Genomic DNA, 26,244 nt, shown 5'->3' with positions numbered 1-26,244 from the left:
CCTAGATCACATAGGCGGTCAGCGGTGCGAAACCGTTGAACGCCACCGAGGCATAAGTGGTGGTATAGGCACCGGTTGCTTCGATCAGAACCTCGTCACCGATGGTCAGGGCAATCGGCAGGTCGTAGGGTTTCTTTTCGTAAAGCACGTCGGCCGAATCACAGGTCGGACCGGCAAGAACACACGGTGCAACATCACCGCCGTCATGGATCGTGGTGATCGGATAACGGATTGCTTCGTCCATGGTTTCGGCAAGGCCGCCGAATTTACCGATATCAAGGTAAACCCAACGCACATCGTCATCGGCGTGTTTGCGCGAAATCAGAACGACTTCCGCTTTGATCACGCCGGCATCACCAACCATGCCACGGCCCGGTTCGATGATGGTTTCGGGCATGTGATTGCCGAAATGGGTGTGAAGCGCGTCAACGATCGCCGAGCCATAGGCTTCGGTTGCCGGAACGTCGCGCAGATAACGGGTCGGGAAACCGCCGCCCATATTGACCATGCGAAGGACAATGCCTTTTTCGGCCAGGGTACGGAAAATCGACGAGGCTTCTGCAAGGGCGGTATTCCATGCGTCAAGATTGCACTGCTGCGACCCGACATGGAAGGAAACGCCGTATGCGTCCAGACCCATGTGATGGGCATGTTCGAGAACTTCGAGTGCCATGCTCGGTGCGCAACCGAATTTGCGCGACAGCGGCCATTCGGCGCCTTCACCATCGGTCAGGATGCGGCAGAACACACGCGAAGCCGGCGCAACGCGGGCAATCTTTTCGACTTCTTCGACGCAATCAACGGCGAACAAGCGAACACCCATTTCATAAGCACGTGCAATATCGCGTTCTTTTTTGATGGTGTTGCCAAACGAAATACGCTCCGGGCTCGCACCTGCGGCCATCGCCATTTCGATTTCGGGCACGGATGCGGTGTCGAAGTTGCTGCCAAGATCGGCAAGCAGGCTCAGGACTTCGGGGGCCGGGTTTGCCTTGACCGCATAGAAAATGCGGGAATCCGGCAGGGCACGGGTAAAGGTTTCGTAGTTGCGCTGAACCACGTCAAGGTCGACAACCAGGCACGGACCTTCCGGTCGGTTCTGGGCGAGAAAATCGATAATACGCTGCGTTGCCATTGGGGCGTTCTCCCATTCCACGATATGGCAGCTTGCGGTACCTGATGCGTTTAGGCGCGGTGGAGGCGCATATACGCGGACTACCGGCAGGCTGATAAGCTCCGGTGCCTACCGGAACTTGCGAAACTTGTTGCCTCGCTCTGGATGGGAGTTTCCCGTCCGCACGTAGGGCAATGATGGTGTGCCTCTTCAGTGTCGGTGGTATTTGGACAACCACCTGAGACCAAAAAAGCCCTACACCGTCGTTGCTTTAAGTAAGTCCTACGGGTTCCATCTAGCAGGACCACCACAGGCACGTGCGACTTTGGGCAAGTCGCGATGTACGCCTGTTGAACCTCGGGCGCAAGTGAAATTTTATGGCGTTTTGTCATGAGACAGCCGCAGAAACGTCGAACAAACGATGTTGCTGTGCACAAAATGGCGCGAATGGCCGCTTTTGAGCGTTGCAAGAACGTAATTTATCGGATTTCAACATGGGGCATTGCAATTTGTGCATATCCCGCGATGAGATTGACCGCGCTCGATTGCCGGAGTAGCGATACATGACAGGCGGGCATCAGGCCCCTAATTTGAACGGGATGGCGGATATTGGACTGGCTGATTGTTGCTGTATTTGTCGGCGTTTATATCGGCATGGCGCTGGGGCGCTGGCCGGGGCTTGCGATCAATCGCACGGGGATTGCGCTGATCGGGGCGCTGGTACTGCTGTTAAGCGGGGCGATAGACGGGGATGCTGCCCTGGCGTCGGTCGATTTCGCAACACTTTCGGTTTTGCTGATGCTTATGGTGTTGTCATCGCAATATGCCGCCAGCGGTTTCTTTGACTGGATCGGCAACCGGATTACCCATCTTGATCTGACCCCGCGCGGGCTTCTGGCCGGGGTAATTGCAATTTGTGGCGGCCTGTCGGCGGTGATGACCAACGATGTTGTCGTCTGGGCGGTGACGCCGATCCTGATACAGGGAGTGATGGCGCGCCGACTTGATCCGCGTCCCTATGTGATTGCGGTGGCGTGTGCGGCCAATGCCGGATCGGCTGCAACCCTGATCGGTAATCCGCAGAACCTTATGATTGCCGAATTCGGGCAGCTTGATTTTATGGCCTTCCTTCTGGCCTGCGGGGTGCCCGCCCTGATCGGGCTTTTGATTGTGTATGGCGTGATTGCCTTTGGCCCGATGACGCGTGCCGCATTTGCGTCTGTGTCCGGACTGGCGCAAGTGGACGAAGATGTTGTCATCCCCCTTGATCGTCCGATGCTGATCAAGGCGGTTGTGGCGACCATTGCGGTAATCGCGATTTTCATCTTTATCGAGGATCGTGCCCTTTGGTCGCTTCTAATTGTGGCCGTGCTGTTACTCAGCCGGAAGCTTGGCACCGATCAGGTACTGGGGCGGGTGGATTGGCATTTGCTTGCCCTGTTTTGCGGGCTGTTCATCGTTACCGGAGCAATGGCCGGAGATGAAGCGATTGCCGCGGTTTTCCGTGATGCTTTGTCCGGGCTTCGGATCGATAATCCGGTGGTGTTGGCAACCCTTTCGCTTGCGGGTAGCAACACGATTGGCAATGTGCCGCTGGTGATGATGTTACTGTCGCTTGGCCCGGACTGGACGCCGGAACTGTTGCACGGATTGGCTGTTTTCAGCACATTGTCGGGCAACTTTTTAATTGTCGGTTCGGTTGCGAATATCATTGCGGTCGAGCAGGCCCGTGCCGCCGGGATTGTTATCGGCTTTGGCGATTATGCCCGGATCGGCATCCCTGTTACCCTGATCAGTCTTGCACTGGCGCTTGTATGGTGCATGATATTTCTTATGCAATAATATCATGAAATAACCGGGGGATACGGGATGGGAGAGTTTTTTGCACTTTCGCCGCGCTGGCAACTTCTGATCATTGCAGCAGGTGTTGCGATCTGTTTTGCGTTAAGCAGCATCATATTCTGGCGGGCGCGCAAAACCGGATCGGATGCCGTTCCGGTCGGGCCGTTTTTTGTGACGGCAACGACGATGTTTGCGCTGATGTTCAGTTTTCTTGCCGTTGAATTATGGCGTCTGAACGACCGGGCTCAGCTTGCGCATAATCAGGAACGCACGGCACTCTCACGGTTGCATGAAACATCGCATTTTGACCGTTTCGACCTTTCGGAAATTGCTTCGCTTGCCGCGACCTATCAGGAACGGGTTGTGGATGACGAATGGGGACAGTCGCGAAACCGCGAAGCCACCCCGGAAGTCGATGCGATCATTCACGACATTCGCCGGATCGTCGTCAATGCCGCCTTTGACGGTCTGGCGAGCCCGGTGGCAAGTGACCTGATTTCGGCGGTCAATATGCTTGAAAATGCCAGGGTGGAACGCCTGACCATCGGGGGAAACGATCACGGGTCGTTTAAATGGGTCGGTGTGATTGTTCTGGTGGTTCTGTCGCATATCGCGATTGCGATGGTACATGCCGACCGGCCACGGGCGGGGCGGCGGGCCTTGGGGCTATTTGGCACTGTTACTCTTTTCGTGTTTTGGCTGCTGTCGATTTATGCCAATCCCTATGCGGGAGGTGTCAGAATAGACCCCGATTTCGACGGAATACACATGTCTTACGGGCCGGAATGACGCCGGAATAATAAGGCCGGATTTGTGATCGCAACAGGAAAAGACCATTTATGACCGCGTTGAAAATTACCGCCGGACCCTTTGAGTTCGATGCCATGTTCGAGATTGAAAGGGCGCCGCAAACCTGCAAGGCATTCATGGATCGCATGCCGTTTGAAAGCAAGGCCGTCCATGTCCGCTGGAGCGGCGAGGGCGTGTGGATGCCGCTTGGCGATTATCAGTTTGGCGTCGGGTATGAAAACCATACCAGTTTCCCGGCACCGGGCCAGATCATCCTGTATCCCGGCGGGATCAGCGAAACCGAAATCCTGCTGGCCTATGGCGGGGTGCATTTTGCATCCAAGGTCGGGCAGCTTGCCGGTAACCATTTCATCACGGTCACCAGTAATCATGAAAGCCTCGAGAAGCTGGGCAAGATGACGTTGTGGGAAGGGGCACAGGCGGTTCGGTTCGAGATGGCGTGACCGGACAGGGAAAGTGCCGCACGGATCTGTAGTGTGAAGCCGCACACTCGCTTATATGACCGGATTGGCCTAGAAGCCTTCTTATCTTTGGGGCAGGCAGGCGAGTGCGCACGTGTTCGAGACAATCAACCTTTGGATTCAGGATCATCAGCAACTGGTCTATACGCTGATCTTTACCTATTGCGTCAGCAAGGCCAGCATCCTGCCGGTTTTTGTCGGCATCTTTGTCGTATCCAAAAGCCTTCTGATCGGGCCATCCATGGCCGCGATGATTTCCGGCGCATTTGTCGGGGACATGGTGCGCTTTTGGCTGGGCCGGAAATATGGCGATGCGATTGTCAGAAAACTTCCTGACTCGTTTTCAAAGTGGCTGGGCAAAACCATGCGCCTGTTTGAACATTATGGCGTGGCCTATATCATGCTGTGTCGCTATCCCAACACCATCCGTTCGATCAGTGTGTTTCCGGTGGGGATGAGCTCGATGTCGTTCATGCGGTTCCTGCCGCTGAGTATCGCATCGATTCTGATCTGGATCGGGTTGTTCTTCGTGCTTGGATATGCCTTGGGCGAGGGGATGTCGGAACTGCTTGAACGTAACCTAACGCTGCTAAGTCCTATTTTGCTGATCGTGTTCCTTGGGCTTGGCTGGTTTGGTCTTAGACGGATCGACAAGCTCGAACAGCAGGCCGAACGCGCCATCAAATAATCCAACGAAAAACGGCAGCATCGAAATCGAATGCTGCCATTGGCGCTTATGAAGGATAGTTGGCGAGTTTTCTTCTTCCGTCGCTAAATGTCGATTAGCGTGTTTTTAGCAGAAGACCGCTCAGGGAAATGCAATTATTGATTGTTTACTCAATGGGGCTAGGTTACCGTATTAGAGGTATATAATAGTATAGATGCTTCGATGACCTCGCCATACCAAGTTTCCCCGAATTGTATATTAACTCCGTTGCTGGAGGTTCCCCCCAGTTCATCAGTATTCTGTGCTGGGTTTGAAATGACAGAATGGCGATGCGGAGGTTTTGCTCAAAACTTAATCGAATGGATTATCGATTACGCGCTCAAGTCGGACGAATTGGTAACACTGAACCACACAAATACCTATATTCGTCTGCGTCAGGCGGCAGCAAGGGTCTATACAAGTCCAAAATATAGCAAGCGCGGTGAAGTCGGTGAAATAGCTGCTCATGCAATTTGTAGGAAGTATTTTGGGACGATACCTGTAGCTCCAAGGGTCAACTATCTTTCTGCTTCCAATGATCCAGTAAAGGCGTTCGACCTAGTACATGTTCGGTATTTGGATGATGAGCAGATAGAGATATGGCTGGGCGAAGCGAAGTTTTATCAGGATCGCTCGTCGGCCATAAAAGCCGCTATTTCTTCTATTCTTGACCATATTGACCAGGGCTTTCTAACTAATGAGAAGCTGTTACTCGCTCCGCAAGTTTCGAGCGAAATTCCGCATTACGATAAAATACAAGCACTACTATCTGCGGAAGAGTCTCTTGATGAACTAATTAAGCAAGCAGTCTTCCCAATACTTATCGCTGCGGACAGTGACGCTGTGGGTAAGCATGAAAAAGTCTGCAAGGAGTATACTGAAGAAGTTGAAGATGAGCTCAATGAACTGTTTCAAGCAATAAAAGACTCAGGGTTGAACCTGCAGATAACTATTAAATTGATATATGTCCCTTTGGGTTCAAAGGAACAGTTGAGCACGAAATTCGATAGTTTGCTCAAAGGTCTGCAAAATGGGGCGTGATTGACATGGAGCATTTGGTTGACTGGGAAAAGCTTTCTCAGCTTAGCGGGGATAAGCTAAAGCAAGAGACTTTCAAAGCGATTCAGAAGATTTCGTTTGCGATACAATCTTCTGACGATGATGAACCTAGCGTTTTAGAAGCAGTTCCGCGACTTTTTTCTCTGGTTGATAGTCATCCTGAAGAGCTAAATAAGTTTCACCAGTTGATCTCCTCCATGGCCAGAGCAACAGGGCTTTGGAATTACATCGATGTGGAAAACGCTGACGTAACTGATGTGCTTGTTGCTTCCGCAGTTACTTCGGATCAACTAGGTGGAATTACGCTTCATAGGGAACAAGTAAAATTACTTACGAAGTTATTAGACGGTGAAAACGTAGTATTGAGTGCGCCGACGAGTTTTGGCAAGAGCTTGTTGATAGATGCGTTACTTGCGTCGGGCAAATATAAACGTGTTGCTATTGTGTTGCCAACGATCGCATTGTTGGATGAGTTTAGACGCCGTTTCTCAAATCGTTTTGGAGATAAATTCGATATCTTAATGCACCAAAGTGAGGTTTCTCGAGATCATCCAACGATATTTCTGGGCACACAAGAACGTCTGATCTATCGAGATGATATTGGTAATCTCGATCTTACCGTGGTTGACGAGTTCTACAAATTGGACCCGCATAGGAAAGACCAAAGGTTCGTAACTCTAAATGCCGCGGTGTACAAATTGCTGAAGAAGTCTCGTCAGTTCTTCTTTTTGGGACCAAACATTGACACTGTTACTGTGTCAAAGGAGTCACCTTGGAAATTCAATTTTATCAGTACAAGGTTTTCAACCGTTGCCGTCGATACGCTAGACCTTCGCGATGTGCCTGATAAGCGTGAAAGGTTGCTTGATGAGATAGGAGAGCAGGAAAACTGGCCTGCTTTGGTTTTCGTGTCTTCCCCTGATAAAGCCAATAAGTTGGCAATTGAGCTTTCTGAAAAGATGGCTGTTTCTGATGATTCTAGCGATTTCGCGAGATGGCTCCAAAGCAACATAGGCCCCAACAACTTCCTGTCTCGAGCAGTATTGTTCGGATTTGGTGTGCATCACGGTCGCATACCAAGGGCAATCGCCGCTCAGATGGTTAGGCACTTTGATCAGCAAAAGTTGCCGGTATTGTTGTGTACATCAACTCTGATTGAAGGTGTGAACACAGCAGCCCGTACAGTAATGATATTTGATAAAGCGATAAATAACGAAGACTATGACTTCTTCACTTTTGCGAATATTCGCGGAAGAGCCGGGAGGTTAGGGCAGCATCATGTTGGAAAAGTGATGGTATTCAACGACATTCCCGAGTTCTCAGAACTGGATGTTAGTCCAACGATGTTTGGAGACGATGATGAATATCCAGATGAGTACATTGTTCATATTGATGAAAAAGATAGATCTTCTAGGTCAGATAGCCGTTTCCAATACTATCGCGAGAAACTCGGTCTAGAGGGTGATGATCTCAAGTTAGCCTCTTCCATAGGATTGGATGCTGCATTGGAACTTCGCTCGGAGCTGTTTCAGAAAATCAAGGAATTTCCTGAATTGGTCTGGTCAGGATGGCCTCAGTATCACGAGATTCAGGCGCTGTGCAAAATCGTGTGCACATGCTCGCGTGTTAGTACTTTTGGTGCGTTTTCGGATAGCCAGCTTACGTTTCAAATAAACATGTTGAGACAAAGTAAGACTTTTAAAGCCTTCCTTCTAGATATCGATGACAGATACAAGGGCCCAGATCAGTCGAGAGACAACATATTTAAGTTTCTTCGTGCATGCGAATACGGTTTGCCACAACATTTTTCGTTAGTGGAACTGTTCTTGAAGCAACTCGGAATGCCAGTTGATTACAGTCATTTTATCTCGGGAGTTACTAGTTGGTTCCGAGCAGAAGTTTTGAAGGAGCTGGATGAGGAGGGCATACCTGTTCAAATATCGGAACGATTCTATCGACCAGAAGAGACGAAACAATCTTTGAAGCAGAGGCTTGTATCAATTGCTCGTCTAGGGGCGCACGATTTAACTGATTTCGAACGCCAATGGATTCTGGATATGGCTTAGCCGACTATTCAGCCGCGATCGTCTTGCCGTCTTTTTCAAGCATCTCGCCCTGTTTGCGCTTGGCAAGGATTTCCCGCGCCTTGGCGTAGCTTTCATCATGCCAGAAGATCAGGCAGCCGTTGCAACCGCGGCCGCAGCAGCCCTTGGTGCCGACGCGCGGTGTTCTGAAAGAGCGTTCCTTCTGGCGGTCGTCAAGGGCGGTCTGAAGCGCTTCGCGTTTGGCGTCATAGCGTTCTTCGTTGCCTTTGCCCATTTCGATCTTGTGGCCTTCCTGATCAAGTTTAAGGCGTTGCCATTCATCTTCGGACAGGGCCTTTTCCTTGCGCACGATGGTCATCGGCAGGATTTCGCGCTTCAGGAATTCCGGGTCTTCCTGTTCAAACAGGGAGAACGGCAGGCGGATGCGCGGATGGGTGTTGGCATGAACCGCTTCGCCGACCTTGCCGGTGGCGGCATCGATGAATTCATACATGCGGATGAAGATGGTCTGGCGCGAGCGCGGCGGGACGATTTCGATCACGTCGCCGGGCAGCATGCGGTTTTTGACCGACATGATGAAGGCGTCGTCTTCGACTTCTTCGATCATTCCGGCAAATTCCCAATCGGACACATTGGTGTTGCTGTCATAGCCATGTGCGTAATTGGTCAGACGGCCATCATGGAAAGCCAGCGTATAGCCACGGTTCGGGATGGTTGCCAGTTCCTTCATATATTCTTCGGCGGACCAGTTTTCCGGGTCCTCGTACCAGTCATCAATCGCCATGCGATACGCACGTGCAACCAGCCCGGCGTAATAGGGGCTTTTGCCGCGGCCTTCGACCTTGAGGCTGTCGACGCCGATTTTCAGGTAATCTTCAAGTTTCGGCATGATGCAAAGATCACGCGAATTCAGGATGTAGGAGCCGCGTTCGTCTTCCTGGATTTCCATAAGCTCGCCTGGACGCATGTCTTCTTCGAGAAAGAAGTCAAACATTTCGAGGTTTTCCTCGGTCAGGTGGAGTTCCTTGACCGTGCCGTCCTTGAGCTTCATGTGGACTTTGTATTTCCAGCGGCACGAATTGGCGCAGGCACCCTGATTGGCGCCGCGTTCGGCCATGAAGTTCGACAACAGGCAGCGCCCGGAATAGGTCATGCACATCGAGCCATGCACGAAGGCCTCGATCTTGATGTCCTGGCATTTGGCACGGATTTCGGTCAGTTCCTCGTACGAAACCTCGCGCCCCAGAACGACCAGTTTGGCGCCGATGCTTTGCCAGAATTTCACCGACTGCCACGAACAGACATTGGCCTGTGTCGAAACATGCAGATCAAGTTCCGGGGCATGTTCGCGGACGAACATGAAAACACCGGGATCGGCAACGATCAGCCCGTCCGGGCGGACCTTGCGCACGGTGTCGACATATTCCGGCAGCTTGTCGATATCCTTGTTATGCGAGAACAGGTTCAGCGTCAGGTAAACGCGAACGCCATGTTCATGGGCAAAGTCGATCCCTTCGACCACATCATCAAGCGACATCTGGCTTTTGACCCGAAGTGAGAGGTCCGGCGTGCCCATATAAACGGCGTCCGCACCATAAAGGACGGCGACTTTCAGTTTTTCGAGCGAGCCAGCGGGCATCAGCAATTCGGAACGGCGCGATTGATTACTCATCACTTGCGGGTCTTTTCTTTGGGGTGCGGGAATCTCTCTATCCGCCGGAATTCAATGATCCGGCGGTGATTTTGCGCGTGTCATATCACAATCGCACGACGCTTGCCGATCAAAATCGCACATTTCTCCGCAATTGCAAAGAACACCCCGATGATCGGCAGCCATGAACGGCATGCATAAGGGGTGTGAAGTTATCTGACTTGTGGTCATTTGGTGATCTGATATATATTACTTATTATATATCAACCAATCGAATTTGGCAGAGGCAGTCCTTGGCGTCTTTTAGCGATCCAAAACAGAATATCGGCTTCCTGATGAAGGACGTGACCCGACTGATGCGGCGTAATTTCATGCGCCATGCCGGGGATTTCGGCCTGACGCAGGCGCAGATGCAGGCCATGGCCTATGTCGCGCGCAAGGAAGGCATCCGGCAGGTAGCATTGGCGGAAATGCTTGAAATCCAGCCCATCACGACGGCGCGTCTGATCGACAAGCTGGTTGAGGAAGGTCTGGTTGAACGCCGTCCTGATCCGGATGACCGTCGTGCGGTGCAGCTTTATGTGACCACGAAGGCAAACGAGTTGCTTGAACGGATCATGGTTGTTGCCGCATCCGCCCGCGAAGAGGCGATGATCGGTATCACGCCGGACATGCAGGATATGCTGATTTCCATTCTTGGGAAGATGCACGAAAACCTGATGGCGGCAGAGCAGTCGCAAAAATCGCCCGAGAGTGCCCCCGACAAAACCAGAATGTCGAAAGACTGAAGCAAGGCCCCGTATCATGACCGAGGAAAATGAAAATGCTGGCGCATCCGCCGGTAACGAACAGAATTTTGCCAAACGCAAGAAACGCTGGTTGCGTCCGGTACTGCTTCTGGCAGGGGCCAAAGCGCAAACCACCATCGGATGACGGGCATATGGAAGTTATGGAGTAGGCACACGACAATTGTCCCCCGCAAGGCGATCTTGCTAGGGGGGGGGGCTTTCTGTGGTTATTCAATGCCACGCAGCTTGCCAGCATTTTGCAGAAAGTCTGCCAGAATCCGGGCCGCTGTGTCGGCATCTTCGGGGGTGATGGCTTCGTCAGGATGATGGCTTAGTCCGTTGCGACAGCGCACAAACATCATCCCGATATCGCAAAGGTCATGCATGGCAAGACCGTCATGACCGGCTCCGCTAAACAGACGGTGCGGTTTTATGCCTTTTTCGGCAATTGCCTGCTCAAGTCCGCTCATGATCCAGTCCGCGCATGGCACGCCTTCGGCCTCGTAAGTCTGAACGGCATTGATTTCAACGCGGCGGTTGTTGGCGATAACGGGCAGGGCGGACAGTATCTGGCCACGCCCATTGACCCGGACGGTCCGTTCGGGGGCACGCAGTTCGATGGTCAGATCGACATGATCGGGGATGACATTTACGGCATTCGGGGTGACTTCGATCTTGCCGACAACACCAACCATACCCTCGGTCGCGGAACAGGTTGCCTCGACCTGATGGATGATGTCAGCGGCGGCAACCAGAGCATCCTGACGTGTATGCATAGGTGTGGTTCCTGCATGACTGGCCTTGCCTTGGATTTGTAAGTGGTGACGTTCAATTCCGGTAAGGGCGGTGACAATACCGACCGGCAAATCCATGATTTCAAGTACCGGGCCCTGTTCGATATGGATTTCGACGAAGCCGATTACCTTGCGGCGATTGCGCTTTAATGCCGGGATTTCATCCGGGTTGCAGCCAAAGTTGCGCAAGGCATCCGCAACGGAAATATCGTGATCATCGCGGGCATTGAGCGCCGCCGGATCAAATGTACCGGCAAGGGCGCGCGAGCCGACCAGTGTAGATTGGAAACGTGTCCCTTCCTCGTCGCCAAAGGCGATAATTTCAATACCGAAAGGCAGTTCGATACCGGTTTTACGCAAATGTTCGATGACGGCAATTGGCAAAGCAACACCAAGCATGCCGTCATATTTTCCACCGGACACCACAGTATCCTGATGCGAACCAAGGATCAGGGTCGGGGCGCCTGCCAGTGCCTTGTCATCGCGACCGACAATATTGCCTGCGGCGTCGATTTCGCTGAAAAGGCCTGCCTTTGACATCCAGTCGCGGATCAGGGGCGTGACGGATTTATGTTCGTTGCTCAGAAACAGGCGGGTAACACCGGGGCCGGGTTGCGAATGCTTTGCTGCTTCGTCGAGACGGTCGTAAATCAATTGACCCAGCATGGTATTTCCCTGTTTTGCAATACGGTTTTCAGTGTTGGTGCGGATTGGCCGGTGTCGGCAGCCGGTTAAAGAATTTGCGATAGTCGGTCTCGTGCGTCTTGTCATACAGGCGTTGCAGTTCGCCAATCGGATCAATGTGGTCATCAACCCGAAGGTCGAGAGGCAGTTGATCGGGGAATGCAACCTTGATCATAGCCGATGTCGTGCCGCGTTTATCGCCACCGGCGTCAAAACCGGCAACAAGCGCTTCGAGCAGGCATGCACCGAGAGGCAGGTCGCAGCCCCGCATTACATTGAAGCGATTGCGCATCACATCCGGCACATTGGAATGGGCCAGCATGTTGCCGCCGGTTACCAAGTCACGTGCCATGATCTGTGCGGTCTCGGGGATGTTTTCATCCCCCGTCCATGCTGCCGTTTCACCACTTGCGTCCAGCACCAGCAATTGTCGCCAGGCGCGACCGTCGTCTGCCATCGTTAATCTGTCGCGCACCGACTCGGCCTTTTCGCCTGCCGCAAGCCACTTTAACCCGTCGATCCCGTACCAGTAATTGGTCGAAAACCCCTGTGTCGCGATGGCACCAACGCCGGGAAGGATGTGCGGTACAAAACCGCCAACTGCCAGATTCCCGGTAGCACAGGCAATGCCGATTGCGTTGGTTTTCGGGTCTTTGGCGATGATCGTGTAGGTCATGTTTCCTGCCTGTCCCAATGAGACGACTTGCCGCGCCCCGTTAATTTATAATGATAAATAATTGCCGAGTTCGAATTTATCATTATAAATAGAGTTTGCAACCATCACATCCGAATGAGCTTTTAACAGGTTCGGAAAACGGGAAACGTCCGTTCAAGAAAACAAAGTGACAAGTTGCTGACCGGTTCGGATCGAACCGGGTAACAGGAAGGTTCAACAAGGGAGGCTTGCATGCAAAGCCTGTTTAAAGGGGTGCTGACAGCAGCAGCCCTTGCGGTTTCCGCATTCGGTTTCGGTACTGTCGAAGCCCAGACCCCGCCTGGCGTTCTGGTGGTGGGACAAATTGCCGAGCCGAAGTCGCTTGATCCGGCGGCGGTGACCGCCGTCAACGATTTCCGAATTCTCATGAATATCTATGACGGACTGGTACGTTACAAGGACGGCACGCTTGAAGTCGAACCGGCACTGGCGAAAAGCTGGACCATTTCGGATGATGGCACGGTTTATACCTTCAAGCTGCGCGAAGGTGTCGAGTTTCATGACGGTACACCGTTCAATGCCGAAGCGGTTAAATACAATTTTGATCGCATGCTTGATGAAAATCATCCCCAACATGATACCGGCCCATTCCCGTTGGCGTTTTTCTTCAGTGCGGTGGAAAATATCGAGGCGGTCGATGACCTGACGGTCAAGTTCACATTGAACGCGCCATATGCACCGTTCTTGTCCAATCTTGCTTATCCGACGGGGCTTCTGGTTTCGCCGGATGCCGTGAAGGAATTTGGGGCTGATTACGGGCGGCATCCCGCTGGTACGGGCCCGTTCCGGTTTGAGGAATGGGAAAGTAACGCCAAGGTCGTGGTTGTCCGCAATGATGATTATTGGGCTGGTCCTGCCAAGCTTGAGGCGGTTGTGTTCCGCCCGATCACCGATGCCAATACCCGTGTTGCAGAACTTATGGCCGGTGGTATCGACCTGATGGTCGAAGTGCCGCCAGACAGCCTGACGCAACTTGCCGGTGATGGCAATTTCAACGTTTATGAACAGGCGGGCCCGCATCTCTGGTTCCTGATCCTGAACATGAAAGAGGGCCCGTTCAAGGACAAGAAAGTTCGTCAGGCTGTCAACTATGCCATTGATAAAAAGGCGCTTGTTGAAAACGTCTTGCAAGGGACGGCCGAAGTCGCAACAGGTCCGACGCCGCCTGCTTTTGCGTGGGCTTATAATGAACAATTGCAGCCTTATCCGCACGATATCGAAAAGGCAAAGCAACTGATCAAGGAAGCCGGTGCCGAAGGGGCGGAAGTAACGTTTTATGTTACCGAAGGTGGGTCGGGCATGCTTGATCCGATCCCGATGGGGGCTGCGATTCAGGCTGATCTCTCGAAGATTGGTCTGACCGTCAAGATCGAGACCTATGAATGGAATACCTTCCTTGGCAAAGTCAATCCGGGCCTTGAAGGCAAGGCGGATATGGCCGAAATGGCCTGGATGACCAACGATCCGGATACCTTGCCGTATCTTGCGCTGCGTACCGATGCATGGCCGGAAAAGGGCGGTTTCAATTCAGGTTATTATTCCAACCCGGAAGTGGACAAACTTCTGGAAGAAGCCCGGACATCAACCGATCAGGATGAACGCGCCAAACTGTATCGCGAGATGCAGGAAATTGTTTACGATGATGCGCCTTGGGCCTTTATCGCGAACTGGAAACAGAACGCAGTCAGCAGCGACCTTGTCGAAGGTTTCAAATTGCAGCCTTCCTTCTTCCTGCTGCTTCATGATGTCGCCAAGAACTAGGTCATCCGGTTTTCAGTCGGGGCGGCGATGGCCGCCCCGGTAAACTTTTTCCCGTATTCCAAGGACGAGGCATCCCGTGCACGTCTATATTTTACGTCGACTGCTTTTGATGATCCCTGTCCTGTTCGGACTGACGGTCATTGTTTTTTTGATTATGTCACTGATCCCCGGTGATCCGGCGCTGGCGATCCTCGGGTCCTATGCCACACCGGAAAATATTGCGAAAATACGCGCCGATCTTGGGTTGGACAAATCCATGATCGAACAATACTGGATATGGCTGACCAATATGTTGCAGGGCGATTTCGGGCGATCTTACAGCCTGAATCGTCCGGTTCTGGACGAAATCCTTGAACGATTTGGCGCAACCCTGATTCTGGCGGGGACGTCGCTTGTGCTGTGCACGATCTTTGGGCTTCTGACCGGGGTGATTTCGGCCGTGCGGCAGTATGGTTGGGCTGACAAGGCGCTTAATTTTGCCGTCCTGATCGGGATTTCGGTTCCCAGTTTCTGGCTTGGCTTATTATTGATGATGCTGTTCGCGGTCGAACTGCGGTGGCTTCCGGTGAGCGGGATGTATGCGATCTATGGCGGGGGCGATTTGCCTGACCTGTTGCGTCATCTGATCCTGCCGTCCGTAACGTTGGCCGTGGTTGCGACGGGTATTATTGCGCGTTTGACGCGGTCAAACATGCTTGAAGTCCTGCGACAGGACTTTATCCGGACGGCGCGGGCCAAGGGGCTTGATGAAAACCGGGTGATCTATCGCCATGCCTTCAAGGCTGCTCTTGTGAATGTCATCCCGGTAATCGGGGTACAGGCCGGTTTTGTTTTGGGCGGTGCGGTTTATATCGAAACCGTTTTCCAGTGGCCGGGTATTGGCCGGATGCTGGTCAGTGCGATTTCAACCCGCGATATTCTGCTGGTGCAGGGCGGGGTGGTTCTGGTCGCGGCCAGCTATGTGCTGTTCAACCTGTTTGCCGATGTTCTGCAACATCTGCTTGATCCGAGGGTGAAAGCATGAGTGATACAGCAATGACCGATCAAACCCGGAAAGTGAAAAAGCGTTCGGCACGGCCATCGGCGTTCAAGCTTCTGGCGCGCAACCAGCTTGCACTTGTCGGGGCTGTGACCCTGGCGATCGTTATTTTGCTTGCCCTGGTTACTCCGATCCTGCCGCTGCTGGACCCGGATGCCACCGATCCGGCACGACGTTTGTTGTCACCGTTGTCGGACGGGCATTTTTTGGGTACCGATCATCTGGGGCGTGATTTGTTGTCGCGCTTGCTTTGGGGGACGCGGGTCAGTCTCGCGGTTGGCATTTCCGCATCCCTTGTTGCGGCATTGTTTGGTTCGACCATCGGGATCGTATCGGGCTATTTCGGCGGACGGACCGATAATATCATGATGCGTGGCATCGATATGCTGATGGCATTTCCCTATATCCTGCTGGCATTGGCGATTGTAGCTGCCCTTGGTCCGGGATTGATGAATGCACTTTATGCGATTGCTGTGGTCAATATTCCGTTTTTCGCGCGCAATATTCGCGGTATCACAGTCGGCCTTTCTCATCGCGAATTTGTCGATGCGGCCCGGCTTTCGGGCAAGGGCCATATCCGCATTATTCTAAGCGAAATTCTGCCCAATGTGATGCCCGTGATCGTGATTACGATATCGACCACGGTCGGCTGGATGATCCTTGAAACCGCGGGTCTCAGTTTCCTCGGGCTTGGCGCACAGCCGCCCCAGGCCGACCTTGGCTCCATGCTGGGCGAGGGGCGGAAGCTGGTCACGACAGCACAGCATTTGTCAGCCATTCCCGGTGCGATGATCTTTATTCTGGTAATGAGCATTAATCTGCTTGGCGATGGCATTCGCGATGTGCTGGACCCGCGCCTGAAGTCCGGTGCGCTTGCCCGCCCGGCACCGATGACCAAAATTGACCGCAGCGATAAAGGCACCGGTGTAGCGATTACCGATGAAACGGTGCTGGCAGTTGACGAATTGCGTACAGAATTCGTTCTGGGTGACGATACCTACAAGGCGGTAGGAGGTGTCAGTTTTCATGTTGGCAAAAATGAATGTGTCGGTCTGGTAGGGGAGTCCGGTTCGGGCAAATCGGTGACGGCACTTTCGTTACTGGGACTTGTCGCATCGCCACCCGGTACGATTGCCGGCGGGCGGGTGTTGTTTGATGGCAAAGACGTTTTTGATATGCCCGAAAACCAGGTGCGCGACATTCGGGGTGGCAAGGCGGCCTATGTCTTTCAGGACCCGTTGTCGACATTGCATCCGTTGTTTTCGGTTGGCGACCAGCTGGTCGAAGCGATCCGTGCCCATAATGCCGTCAGTTACAGGCAGGCCTGGGCTAAGGCGGTCGAGCTGTTGGGTATGGTGCGTATTCCAAATCCGAAAAATCGTGCAAACAATTACCCCCATCAGCTTTCGGGCGGAATGCGCCAGCGTGTCGGGATCGCGATGGCGTTGGCCAACGAGCCGCGTTTGATCATTGCCGATGAACCGACAACCGCCCTGGATGTCACGGTTCAGGCGCAAATCCTGAAGCTGATGAACAATTTGCGGACCGATCACGGGACGTCGGTTCTGTTTATCACGCATGATTTCGGGGTGGTTTCGGAAATCTGTGACCGGGTTGCGGTGATGTATGCAGGGCGGATTGTTGAAATGGGAACAGCGGAACAGGTTCTGAACCATCCGGCGCATCCATATACCAAACGTTTGATCGATTGCGTGCCACGCCTGGGCGAACCGGATCGCAGAACATCGGCCATTCCGGGGTTGCCACCTGCTGTCAATGATTTGCCAACCGGTTGCGCCTTTGCCGATCGGTGCGTCAGGTCCGAGGACAAATGCCGGATGGGTGAGATCGCCTTTGATGACCTGGGTGAAGGACACGGCGTTCGCTGTATCAAACCGATGGAGGGCAGCCATGTCTGATATCGTTCTGCAAACACGTGATCTAGTGCGGATTTTTGGCGGTGGTCGCGCATTGTTTGGCGGCAGGAAACCAAGTGTTTATGCCGTTCGCGGTATTGATATCGCGGTCAAAAAGGGTGAAACACTCGGCATTGTCGGTGAGTCCGGTTGCGGGAAGTCGACCCTAGCGCGCATGCTGGTCGGGCTGGACCGGCCAAGCGAGGGCAATATCACCCTGACCGGGGCGGATATGAACGACCTGATTGCGAAGGATCGCCACGCGCTTTCGCGGCGTATTCAATATGTGTTTCAGGACCCGATCAGTTCATTGAACCCGCGCAAGCTTATCCGTGAAACGCTTGCCGCCCCTTTGCGTTATCTGCGCGGGCTTTCCGGAGATACACTTGATCGCCGTATGGTCGAGCTAATGGATGCGGTCAATCTTCGACCGGAATTTCTTGATCGTTATCCACACGAATTTTCTGGCGGGCAGGCGCAACGTATCGGCATCGCCCGTGCGCTTGCTGCTGATCCGGAAATTATTGTTCTGGATGAACCGGTTTCGGCACTGGATGTTTCGGTTCAGGCGCAGGTTCTGAACCTTTTGGCAGATCTGAAAAAGCAATTCGGTCTGACTTATATCTTTATCAGTCACGATTTATCAGTTGTCGAAGCGGTCAGTGACCGGGTTGCGGTGATGTATTTCGGGCGTATTGTTGAACAGGCACCCGGTCAGGCATTGTTTCACAAGCCGTGCCATCCCTATACGCGATTGTTACTTGATAGTGCGCCGGTGCCGGGCAAACGCGGCCTGACGGTCGAAGATGCGAGTGCCGAACTGCCCGATCCATTGGCCCCGCCACCTGGTTGTTCCTTTGCTCCGCGATGTCCACGTGCCAAAGATGATTGTGTCACGACAGTTCCCGAAGCGAACTATCGTATCGACAACCACGCAGCTGCCTGTTTCCACCCGATCAATCCGGTGACATAAGAATGAAAACAAACAGACAGGCCATTCGGCAGTTCGGGAGAAGGGAGCCTTTATGACTGACAACCCGCTTAAAGGGAAAGCCAAGGATATCAATCTGGTGACGCGTCCGCGCAAGCGCGACCGCAAGCGGCCCGATGTCATTGCCGATGCATTGAAGGATTATATCGCACAGAAACGACTGCGTCCCGGTGATCGTCTTCCGCAGGAAGCCGAACTGATCGCCCTTCTTGGTGCATCAAAGGGGACGGTACGTGAGGCGCTTAAATCCATGGAAACACAGGGATTGATCGCGACCCGGACCGGACCGGGTGGTGGAGCTTTCATCGATACGGTTTCGGAAGGTCGGGCGGTTGAACTTTTAGGGAATTACTTTTTCTTCAAGAACCTTTCCATCCGCGACATTTACGAGCTTCGCATCCTGCTGGAACCCGAGATGGCAGCGGCCTGTATCGGGCGCATGTCAGAGGCCGATTTCCTGCGCCTTGAAGAAGTCATGACATATTACGCCAGCCAACCGCGTACGATTGAGGACGCTCACCGTCAGCGTATCAAGGAACTCGAATTCCATCTTGTGCTGGTTGATCTATGCCCCAATCCGTTACTTGCGTTTGTGTGCCGGTTCATGATCGACCTTCTGATGAATTTGACGGTCTGCAAAAAGATTTACGATCAGCCCAACACGGAACTGCGTGAAACCGGACGCAATTACCAGTTCCGTTTGATCGAGGCATTACGCAATGCCGACGGCGAAACGGCACGTGCCGTAACATATCAGCATATGTGCGCCGCCCAGCGGTTGATGGAAGAACAGGAGGCCGAGGTCGAAAACCGGTTCCTTCGGGCTGGCAATATCGATCTGCCGCGCGATGTGCCGCCAAGTGCCGAATTGCAGGCTCTTTCGTCGATTGTAACCAAACACTGATCCAACCCAGACGGAGACATTATGTCTGCCCCGCATATTGACCGCCAATATCTGAGTTCTGTTCTGGCAAAGATGCTGGCCATTCATAGCCCGACGGGCATGACGGACGAAATTGTTGCATTTGTGTGCAACGAACTGCGTGAAATGGGCGTGCCGTTCGAATTGACCCGGCGCGGGGCGATCCGCGCTGATCTTGCTGGGAAACGAAAATCGCCGGATCGGGCGGTCGCCGTGCATCTCGATACGCTGGGGGCGATGGTCAAACGGATCAAGAATAATGGCCGGTTGGAAGTTTCCGCCATCGGACATTGGTCATCGCGCTTTGCCGAGGGGGCGCGTGTAACCGTCCACGCCGACCATGGCAAAACCTTTCGCGGCACCATCCTGACCATCAAGGCGTCGGGACATACATTCAATACGGAAATAGATAGTCAACCGGTCAGGTGGGAACAGCTTGAACTGCGCATTGATGCGCGGGTTTCCAATGGTGCTGATGTTATCGCCCTTGGCATCAATGTCGGGGATATGGTGGCGATTGATACCAATGCCGAGTTCACCGAAAGCGGTTTTGTCGTGTCACGCCATCTTGATGACAAGGCGGGCGTTGCATCCGTTCTGTCGGCCGTGCGGGGGGTGGAGCAGGGGAACGTCGAATTGCCGGTCGATTGTCATGTGCTGTTCACCATTGCCGAGGAAGTCGGCCTTGGTGCCCCACATATCTTGTATGACGATATTGCCGAACTGGTTGCGGTGGATAATGGCACATTTGCACCGGGCCAGAATACCAACGAGTTTGGTGTCACCATCGCAATGATGGATATGTCCGGCCCGTTTGATCGAAAGCTGAACCGTCATTTACTGGATTTGTGCGAGGTCAACGGGATCGAGCATTCACGTGACGTGTTCAAGTTCTATCGCAGTGACGTTGCATCAGCACTTGAAGCCGGGTACGACACGCGAGCATCTCTGATCTGCTTCGGGCTTGATGCGTCACACGGGCATGAACGGGCCCATGTCGACAGTTTCGTGGCGGTTGCCGATTTACTGCTGGCTTATCTGCAAAGCCCGCCAATTGATGCAATCTGAAAATTACCCCCTGCCATAATAGCAGGGGGTAACTTGAATATCAGATCATCAGGCTTCCGCTTCGGCAGCAGCGGATTTGTCGACCTTGCGGATTTCGCCGCGGTCGATTTTCGCCCAGTACTGGTTCACTTCGCCGCGTACCACCGACATCAGCAGATAAAGGCCGATGACGTTCGGGATAGCCATGGCAAAGATCATGGAATCCGAGAAGTCGATCACGGGGCCGAGGCTCATGCTCGCCCCCACGATGACACACAGGCAGAAGAACAGTTTGAAGATGATCTCCTTGCCTTTGCCTTCACCCACAAGATAGGTCCAGGCCTTCAGGCCGTAATAGGACCATGACAGCATGGTTGAAAAGGCAAACAGGACCACGGCCAGGGCCAGCACCAGCGGGAACCATGTAAATGCCGAAGCAAATGCTGCGGATGTCAGTTCAACCCCGGTCAGGTCGGAATTGAGTTCGCCGCTAATCGTGATGACAAGGGCGGTCATGGTGCAGATCACGACCGTATCGATAAACGGTTCAAGCAGGGCGACATAACCCTCTGTCACCGGTTCCTTGGTTCGTACCGCCGAATGGGCGATAGCGGCCGAGCCGATCCCGGCTTCGTTGGAAAAGGCTGCACGTTTGAAGCCCTGGATCAAGGCACCCACGACCCCGCCGGCCACACCGGCCCCGGTAAAGGCCCCGACGAAAATGTCGCTGAATGCCTGACCGACCATGCCGATATTGCTGATGATGATCACAAGCCCGGCGGTGACATATATGATTGCCATCAAGGGCACGATTTTTTCGGTGACCTTGGCAATCGATTTGATGCCGCCAATAATGACCGAGCCGACAATGACAGCCATGATCAGGCCGAACAACCAGCCGCTTCCGGCAAGGAAGCTGTTTTCACCACCAGTGACATTGACAACCTGCTGGAAGGCCTGATTGGCCTGGAACATGTTGCCGCCGCCAACAGCACCACCGATGCAGCAGATCGAAAAGAGGATGGCGAGCGCCTTGCCCAGTCCGGGTTTGCCTTTTTCAGCCAAGCCTTTGGAAAGGTAATACATCGGCCCGCCCGATACGCGACCATCGGGATATTCATTACGATATTTGACCCCTAATGTGCATTCGGTGAATTTCGATGCCATGCCCATCAAACCGGCAAGGATCATCCAGAATGTCGCCCCCGGTCCGCCGATGGAAACCGCGACGGCAACACCGGCAATATTGCCAAGGCCAACGGTACCTGACAGGGCCGTCGCCAATGCCTGGAAATGCGAAACTTCGCCCGCGTCATCGGGATGTGAATAATCACCCTTCACCAGTGCAATCGCATGGCCGAATTTGCGGAACTGCACGAAGCCGAAATAAAGCGTGAAAATGGCGGCGGCAATCACGAGCCAGCCGACGATGAGCGGGAAATCATTCCCCGCGATGGGGATGGAATAGAAAATTGTACCGGCAATGACATTTGAGATCGGTGCAACGGTTTCGTTGATGCGCTGGTCAAGTGATCCTTCCTGCGCCATCGCCATGAAGGGAAAAATAGTCGCCGTTATGCCCGCGGCCCACGCCGGGACTCTGTACTGGCAAGACATGAGAACTCTCCGATTTTGATTGTTTTATGTATTTGACTGCAAACCCGGTGGTGTTCAGGGCACCACGGTGACGGGCACGGGACTGGCCTGAACCAGTGTCAGGGCAAGGCTGCCCAGTAATCGCGCGCCCAGGGCTGTGCCGCCCTTTCGGCCAAGGACGATCTGTGTCGCCTTCTTTTCCTTGGCGATCTGGCAGATCAGTTCGCCGGAATGGCCGTATCTGACCTCATAGGTCATTGGGATATTGCGGTCGGTAAAAACACGAAGTGCCGGGGCCAGCGTCGCCTCGGCACGGGAAAGTTCTTCGGTTCGGCGTTGATGGCGTTCTTCAAGTTCCTGGGCCGATAGAAAGCTGTATGGCGACCATTCCAGAACATAGATGACATGTACCGGGCATCCTTCGGCGGCGGCCCGGTTGGCGGTAAATTGAACCGCGCGGTCTGCTGCCTCTGTCCCGTCATAGCCAATCAGGATCGGCTTTACGGATGGTGTCTGTGACATGGTGAAGTCCCTTTTTGCGATAGTTGTTCGTTGTCGGTTTTCCACTCCCGTTACGCCGGACTTGATCCGGTCTTGCCGACATCCGCTGGTCGCTGATGCCTGTGCGACCCGGGCCAGCGGCTTGCTGCCGTTGGTTAATGATACGACTTTAGGACAGGTGGTTTTTCCCAAAGTTGATTTGATGGATGGGTAATTTCACTTATTATTTGCGTTGTAATAGGAAATTTAATTACATTAGAGGTGCCAAATGGGTGTTTTGGACAAGATTGATCTGGCTGTTCTGCGCGAAGTTGCTATGAATGGCCGGATTACGGTTACGGATCTGGCGCATCGCGTCGGACTTTCGAAAACACCCTGTGCCCTGCGTCTACGACGGCTGGAAGAAAGTGAACACATCCTTGGTTATCGGGCGATCCTTCATCCGGAGAAAATGGGGGCAAGCCATATTGCATTTGTTCAGGTGATCCTGACCGATACCAAGACCGAGGCGCTTAATGCGTTCAACAAGGCCGTTCGGGACGTGCCTGAAATCGAGCAATGCCACATGATCGCGGGGGCGTTTGATTACCTGATCAAGGTGCGCAGCCGCGATATTGGCGATTATCGACGTGTGCTGGGCGAGAAGATTTCCGAACTGCCATATGTGTCGCACACATCGACCTTTGTCGTGATGGAAGCGGTCAAGGACAGCTATTCGTTATAGCTTCCGGCTGTCGCAAGATGAAAAGCGCAGAAATGCAGGATAAAACTGCAAGTTTAATTGCGTGCATTTTTAATCTTGACCAAATGATCAGGATTGGACATGCTGTATGGGTCAGAGAGAGGCATCTGTACGCGCAATCAACCGGGAATAACCCAAACTCCATAAAAGCGCGGCAGATCGAATACTGGGAAACAGTCCGGCAATATGCCGGACGGATACGCCAAGAATGTCATTGATAGAAGACACAGAGTTGGCCGGGCCCGCCCGTCCACATACGCCATAAATCCATCCGAAGCCCTTTCCGGCTTCCAGGGCGGCTAGTCTTTTGAGGATGCCATTCTTGTTTTGTCTCTCGCTGACGCTAGGAGAGGACGCCTTTTTGGCAGGGAGACAAAACATGACCATCTTGCAGGGCAAGCAAGTTTCGAAATCAGGTGCGGCCCGGGCTTCAAGCCATATCGGCCATAATGATGCCGATGACGGATTTTCGGATCTGCATCCGCCTTATTCCACCTTGCAGGCCATGGCCGAGAGCAATCGCTGTCTGTATTGCTATGACGCGCCATGCGTTACGGCATGCCCGACATCAATCGATATTCCGGGCTTCATTCGTAAAATCAGCACCGGCAACCCGGACGGGGCGGCCAAAACCATCCTGTCGGCCAATATCATGGGCGGCACCTGTGCGCGCGCCTGCCCGACGGAGGTGCTGTGTGAACAGGCCTGTGTACGCAATGTGTCCGAAGATATTGCCGTTGAAATCGGCAGTTTGCAACGTTACGCGGTTGACCATCTGATGGCACGGGGGGATTTGCCCCATCCGTTCAAGCGCGCGCCTCTGACCGGCAAACAGATTGCGGTGGTCGGTGCCGGTCCTGCGGGGCTTTCCTGCGCGCATCGGGCAGCGATGTTGGGACATGATGTAACGGTATTTGAGGCCAAGGCAAAGCCGGGCGGGCTTAATGAATATGGCCTGGCCGCGTACAAGATGACCAATGATTTCGCCCAGCGCGAGGTTGAATTCCTTTTGGGCATTGGTGGCATCCGGATCGAATATTGCAAGGCGCTTGGCCGTGACATTAGTCTTGGGGCTTTGCGTGACGGATATGATGCTGTGTTTGTCGGTGTGGGGCTTGGTGCGACCAACGAGCTTGGCCTGCCGGGAGAGGCATTTGACGGTGTCGATGATGCAATTGCCTTTATCGAGCATCTTCGTCAGACCGAGCCGAAATCCGACATGCCGGTTGGTAATAATGTGATCGTGATCGGCGGCGGCAACACTGCAGTTGATGCCGCGATCCAGGCCAAACGCCTTGGTGCAGACGAGGTCACGTTGGTCTATCGCCGTGGGGCTGAACATATGTCGGCCACAGAATATGAACAGGAACTGGCCAAGATCAATGGCGTGGTCGTGCGCCACTGGGCCAAACCGGTTGCGATCAAGGCCAATGGCAAACTGATCGGCATAGAGTTCGAGAAAACGGAACTTCGGGACGGCAAGCTTGTTGGCACCGGCGAGAAATTTGAAATCCGCGCCGATCAGATCCTGAAGGCCATCGGTCAGAAAATCAAAACAGATGACCTTGCCGGAATGGAAATTGCCGGTGGCAAGATCGTGGTCGATGAAAATTACCAGACAACCGCCTCTGGCATCTTTGCCGGTGGGGATTGCATCAAAAGTGGCGAGGACCTGACAGTTCAGTCGGTCGAAGACGGAAAACAGGCCGCAATTGCCATTGATGCGTTCCTCAAAACCACATAAGCCAGAAAGGGAGAGAGAAAATGGCTGATCTAAGCTGCAAAATTGCCGGGATCGATTCACTGAACCCGTTTTGGCTGGCCTCCGCACCGCCGACCGACAAGAAATACAACGTTGTCCGCGCATTCCAGGCCGGATGGGGCGGGGTTGTCTGGAAGACACTGGGGATTGATCCGCCGGTGGTCAACGTATCGTCGCGTTACGGCGCGCATCATGACCAGAATCGCCGTTTGCTTGGTATCAACAATATCGAACTGATTTCCGACCGGCCGCTTTCGGTCAACCTTCAGGAAATCCGGGAATGCCGTAAAGAATATCCCGATCATGTTATCATCGGATCGATGATGGCCCCGATTGAAGAACGGGCGTGGAAGGACCTTGCCCAGCAAATCGCCGAAAGCGGCGTACATGGCATTGAGCTTAACCTTGGCTGCCCGCATGGCATGTGCGAACGCGGCATGGGATCGGCCATCGGGCAGGTGCCTGAAATGGTCGAACAGGTCACGCGCTGGGTCAAGGATGCGGTTGATATTCCAGTCTTTACCAAACTGACGCCAAACATCACCAACATCCTTTGGTCGGCGGAGGCCGCGTTAAAAGGCGGGGCGGATGCCGTGTCGCTGATTAACACCGTTAACTCGATCATTTCGGTCGATCTGGACAGCATGGTTCCCGAGCCGATTGTTGATGGCAAGGGCACGCATGGCGGTTATTGCGGATCTGCGGTAAAGCCGATTGCCCTTAACATGGTGGCCGAAATTGCCCGCACACCGGAAACCCGCGATCTGCATATTTCCGGTATCGGTGGCATTACCACATGGAAAGACGCTGTGGAGTTCATGGCGCTGGGATCAAATGCGGTGCAGGTCTGCACGGCCGCGATGATCTATGGCTTCCGGGTTGTTGACGACCTGATCGACGGTATGAGCCAGTGGATGGATGACAAGGGTTATGCCAGTGTCGAACAGTTCACGCGCGCGGCCGTGCCGCAGGTGGCGAACTGGAACGAGCTTAACATGAATTTCGATACCAAGGCGGTGATCAATCCCGACAATTGTATCGAGTGCGGCCGTTGCCATATCGCGTGCGAGGATACTTCGCATCAGGCGATTGCGATGAATGTGAAGGAAGACGGGCACCGCGAATTTGTTGTCATCGACGAGGAATGTGTCGGTTGCAACCTTTGCTATCACATCTGCCCGGTCCCTGATTGCATCACCATGGAACCGGTTAAAACCGACAAGCCTTACATGACCTGGCCGGAACATCCGTTGAACCCGATGCGACAGGCTGCTGAATAACGCCGAAGCCGAAAGACA

Annotated in this window: 23 protein-coding genes; 17 read left to right on the top strand and 6 right to left on the bottom strand. The window is 53.5% G+C overall.

The window, feature by feature from the left end:
* Position 1 precedes the first annotated feature (1 nt).
* Positions 2–1,135, bottom strand: coding sequence for a type III PLP-dependent enzyme (locus tag LG297_RS11925; RefSeq protein ID WP_404420482.1), 1,134 nt, complete (start codon positions 1,133–1,135; stop codon positions 2–4).
* Positions 1,136–1,723: 588 nt separating this feature from the next.
* Here LG297_RS11925 and LG297_RS11920 point away from each other — a divergent pair.
* The 6 genes from LG297_RS11920 (at position 1,724) to LG297_RS11895 (ending at position 8,058) form a co-directional block, all read left to right on the top strand.
* Positions 1,724–2,956 (top strand): SLC13 family permease, encoded by a 1,233-nt coding sequence (locus LG297_RS11920; RefSeq protein ID WP_404420480.1) that lies wholly within the window; start codon positions 1,724–1,726, stop codon positions 2,954–2,956.
* Between the two features lie 27 nt (positions 2,957–2,983).
* Positions 2,984–3,745, top strand: coding sequence for a hypothetical protein (locus LG297_RS11915; RefSeq protein WP_404420478.1), 762 nt, complete (start codon positions 2,984–2,986; stop codon positions 3,743–3,745).
* Between the two features lie 50 nt (positions 3,746–3,795).
* A complete protein-coding gene (locus LG297_RS11910) occupies positions 3,796–4,209 on the top strand; it encodes a DUF3830 family protein (protein ID WP_404420476.1) in 414 nt (137 codons plus the stop codon).
* A 112-nt stretch (positions 4,210–4,321) separates the two neighbouring features.
* Complete coding sequence (locus tag LG297_RS11905) at positions 4,322–4,915, top strand: DedA family protein (RefSeq protein WP_404420474.1); 594 nt, start codon at positions 4,322–4,324, stop codon at positions 4,913–4,915.
* A 294-nt stretch (positions 4,916–5,209) separates the two neighbouring features.
* Positions 5,210–5,974, top strand: a complete 765-nt coding sequence (locus LG297_RS11900) for a DUF1837 domain-containing protein (RefSeq protein ID WP_404420472.1) — start codon at positions 5,210–5,212, stop codon at positions 5,972–5,974.
* Positions 5,975–5,979: 5 nt separating this feature from the next.
* A complete protein-coding gene (locus tag LG297_RS11895; RefSeq protein ID WP_404420470.1) occupies positions 5,980–8,058 on the top strand; it encodes a DEAD/DEAH box helicase in 2,079 nt (692 codons plus the stop codon).
* A gap of 4 nt (positions 8,059–8,062) precedes the next feature.
* On the opposite strand, the gene LG297_RS11890 is transcribed toward LG297_RS11895, so the two are convergent.
* The gene (locus tag LG297_RS11890) at positions 8,063–9,709 is read right to left on the bottom strand and encodes a U32 family peptidase (protein WP_404420468.1); all 1,647 of its coding nucleotides are present in this window, start codon (positions 9,707–9,709) and stop codon (positions 8,063–8,065) included.
* Positions 9,710–9,981: 272 nt separating this feature from the next.
* Between LG297_RS11890 and LG297_RS11885 the strand changes: the two genes are divergently transcribed.
* Together LG297_RS11885 and LG297_RS11880 are read left to right on the top strand one after the other, a co-directional pair.
* Positions 9,982–10,476, top strand: a complete 495-nt coding sequence (locus tag LG297_RS11885; protein ID WP_404420466.1) for a MarR family winged helix-turn-helix transcriptional regulator — start codon at positions 9,982–9,984, stop codon at positions 10,474–10,476.
* Between the two features lie 16 nt (positions 10,477–10,492).
* Entirely contained in the window at positions 10,493–10,621 is a 129-nt protein-coding gene (locus LG297_RS11880) for a hypothetical protein (RefSeq protein ID WP_404420464.1), read from the top strand.
* Positions 10,622–10,703: 82 nt separating this feature from the next.
* Here the strand turns inward: LG297_RS11880 and LG297_RS11875 are convergent, their stop codons facing one another.
* Both LG297_RS11875 and LG297_RS11870 read right to left on the bottom strand, forming a co-directional pair.
* Positions 10,704–11,936, bottom strand: coding sequence for an allantoate amidohydrolase (locus tag LG297_RS11875; protein WP_404420462.1), 1,233 nt, complete (start codon positions 11,934–11,936; stop codon positions 10,704–10,706).
* A 28-nt stretch (positions 11,937–11,964) separates the two neighbouring features.
* A complete protein-coding gene (locus tag LG297_RS11870) occupies positions 11,965–12,630 on the bottom strand; it encodes a DUF1028 domain-containing protein (protein WP_404420460.1) in 666 nt (221 codons plus the stop codon).
* 231 nt (positions 12,631–12,861) lie between these two features.
* On the opposite strand from LG297_RS11870, the gene LG297_RS11865 reads away from it, so the two are divergent.
* From LG297_RS11865 to LG297_RS11840, 6 genes are all read left to right on the top strand, one after another.
* On the top strand, positions 12,862–14,430 hold the full coding sequence (locus tag LG297_RS11865) for an ABC transporter substrate-binding protein (RefSeq protein ID WP_404420458.1): 1,569 nt from the start codon (positions 12,862–12,864) through the stop codon (positions 14,428–14,430).
* 76 nt (positions 14,431–14,506) lie between these two features.
* Complete coding sequence (locus LG297_RS11860) at positions 14,507–15,454, top strand: ABC transporter permease (protein ID WP_404420456.1); 948 nt, start codon at positions 14,507–14,509, stop codon at positions 15,452–15,454.
* Positions 15,451–17,388: a dipeptide/oligopeptide/nickel ABC transporter permease/ATP-binding protein gene (locus LG297_RS11855; RefSeq protein WP_404420454.1), complete on the top strand. Its 1,938-nt coding sequence runs from the start codon at positions 15,451–15,453 to the stop codon at positions 17,386–17,388. The genes LG297_RS11860 and LG297_RS11855 overlap by 4 nt, the downstream gene beginning before the upstream one ends.
* Positions 17,381–18,358, top strand: a complete 978-nt coding sequence (locus LG297_RS11850) for an ABC transporter ATP-binding protein (RefSeq protein ID WP_404420452.1) — start codon at positions 17,381–17,383, stop codon at positions 18,356–18,358. Before LG297_RS11855 ends, LG297_RS11850 begins: the two co-directional genes overlap by 8 nt.
* Positions 18,359–18,410: 52 nt before the next feature.
* On the top strand, positions 18,411–19,280 hold the full coding sequence (locus LG297_RS11845) for a FadR/GntR family transcriptional regulator (RefSeq protein ID WP_404420450.1): 870 nt from the start codon (positions 18,411–18,413) through the stop codon (positions 19,278–19,280).
* Positions 19,281–19,301: 21 nt separating this feature from the next.
* Positions 19,302–20,366 (top strand): osmoprotectant NAGGN system M42 family peptidase, encoded by a 1,065-nt coding sequence (locus tag LG297_RS11840; protein ID WP_404420448.1) that lies wholly within the window; start codon positions 19,302–19,304, stop codon positions 20,364–20,366.
* Between the two features lie 48 nt (positions 20,367–20,414).
* Here the strand turns inward: LG297_RS11840 and LG297_RS11835 are convergent, their stop codons facing one another.
* Both LG297_RS11835 and LG297_RS11830 read right to left on the bottom strand, forming a co-directional pair.
* On the bottom strand, positions 20,415–21,962 hold the full coding sequence (locus LG297_RS11835; RefSeq protein WP_404420446.1) for an alanine/glycine:cation symporter family protein: 1,548 nt from the start codon (positions 21,960–21,962) through the stop codon (positions 20,415–20,417).
* A gap of 54 nt (positions 21,963–22,016) precedes the next feature.
* Entirely contained in the window at positions 22,017–22,463 is a 447-nt protein-coding gene (locus tag LG297_RS11830) for a universal stress protein (RefSeq protein WP_062958544.1), read from the bottom strand.
* A gap of 247 nt (positions 22,464–22,710) precedes the next feature.
* Here LG297_RS11830 and LG297_RS11825 point away from each other — a divergent pair, with 247 nt between their 5' ends.
* The 3 genes from LG297_RS11825 (at position 22,711) to preA (ending at position 26,226) form a co-directional block, all read left to right on the top strand.
* Positions 22,711–23,166 (top strand): Lrp/AsnC ligand binding domain-containing protein, encoded by a 456-nt coding sequence (locus LG297_RS11825; protein WP_404420443.1) that lies wholly within the window; start codon positions 22,711–22,713, stop codon positions 23,164–23,166.
* A 397-nt stretch (positions 23,167–23,563) separates the two neighbouring features.
* A complete protein-coding gene (locus LG297_RS11820; RefSeq protein ID WP_404420441.1) occupies positions 23,564–24,928 on the top strand; it encodes an NAD(P)-dependent oxidoreductase in 1,365 nt (454 codons plus the stop codon).
* Between the two features lie 20 nt (positions 24,929–24,948).
* Complete coding sequence (gene preA / locus LG297_RS11815; protein ID WP_404420439.1) at positions 24,949–26,226, top strand: NAD-dependent dihydropyrimidine dehydrogenase subunit PreA; 1,278 nt, start codon at positions 24,949–24,951, stop codon at positions 26,224–26,226.
* Positions 26,227–26,244 lie beyond the last annotated feature (18 nt).

This window comes from Thalassospira australica, assembly GCF_044790785.1.
GTDB lineage: Bacteria > Pseudomonadota > Alphaproteobacteria > Rhodospirillales > Thalassospiraceae > Thalassospira > Thalassospira australica_A.
This window is presented reverse-complemented; position numbering and strand designations above follow the sequence as displayed.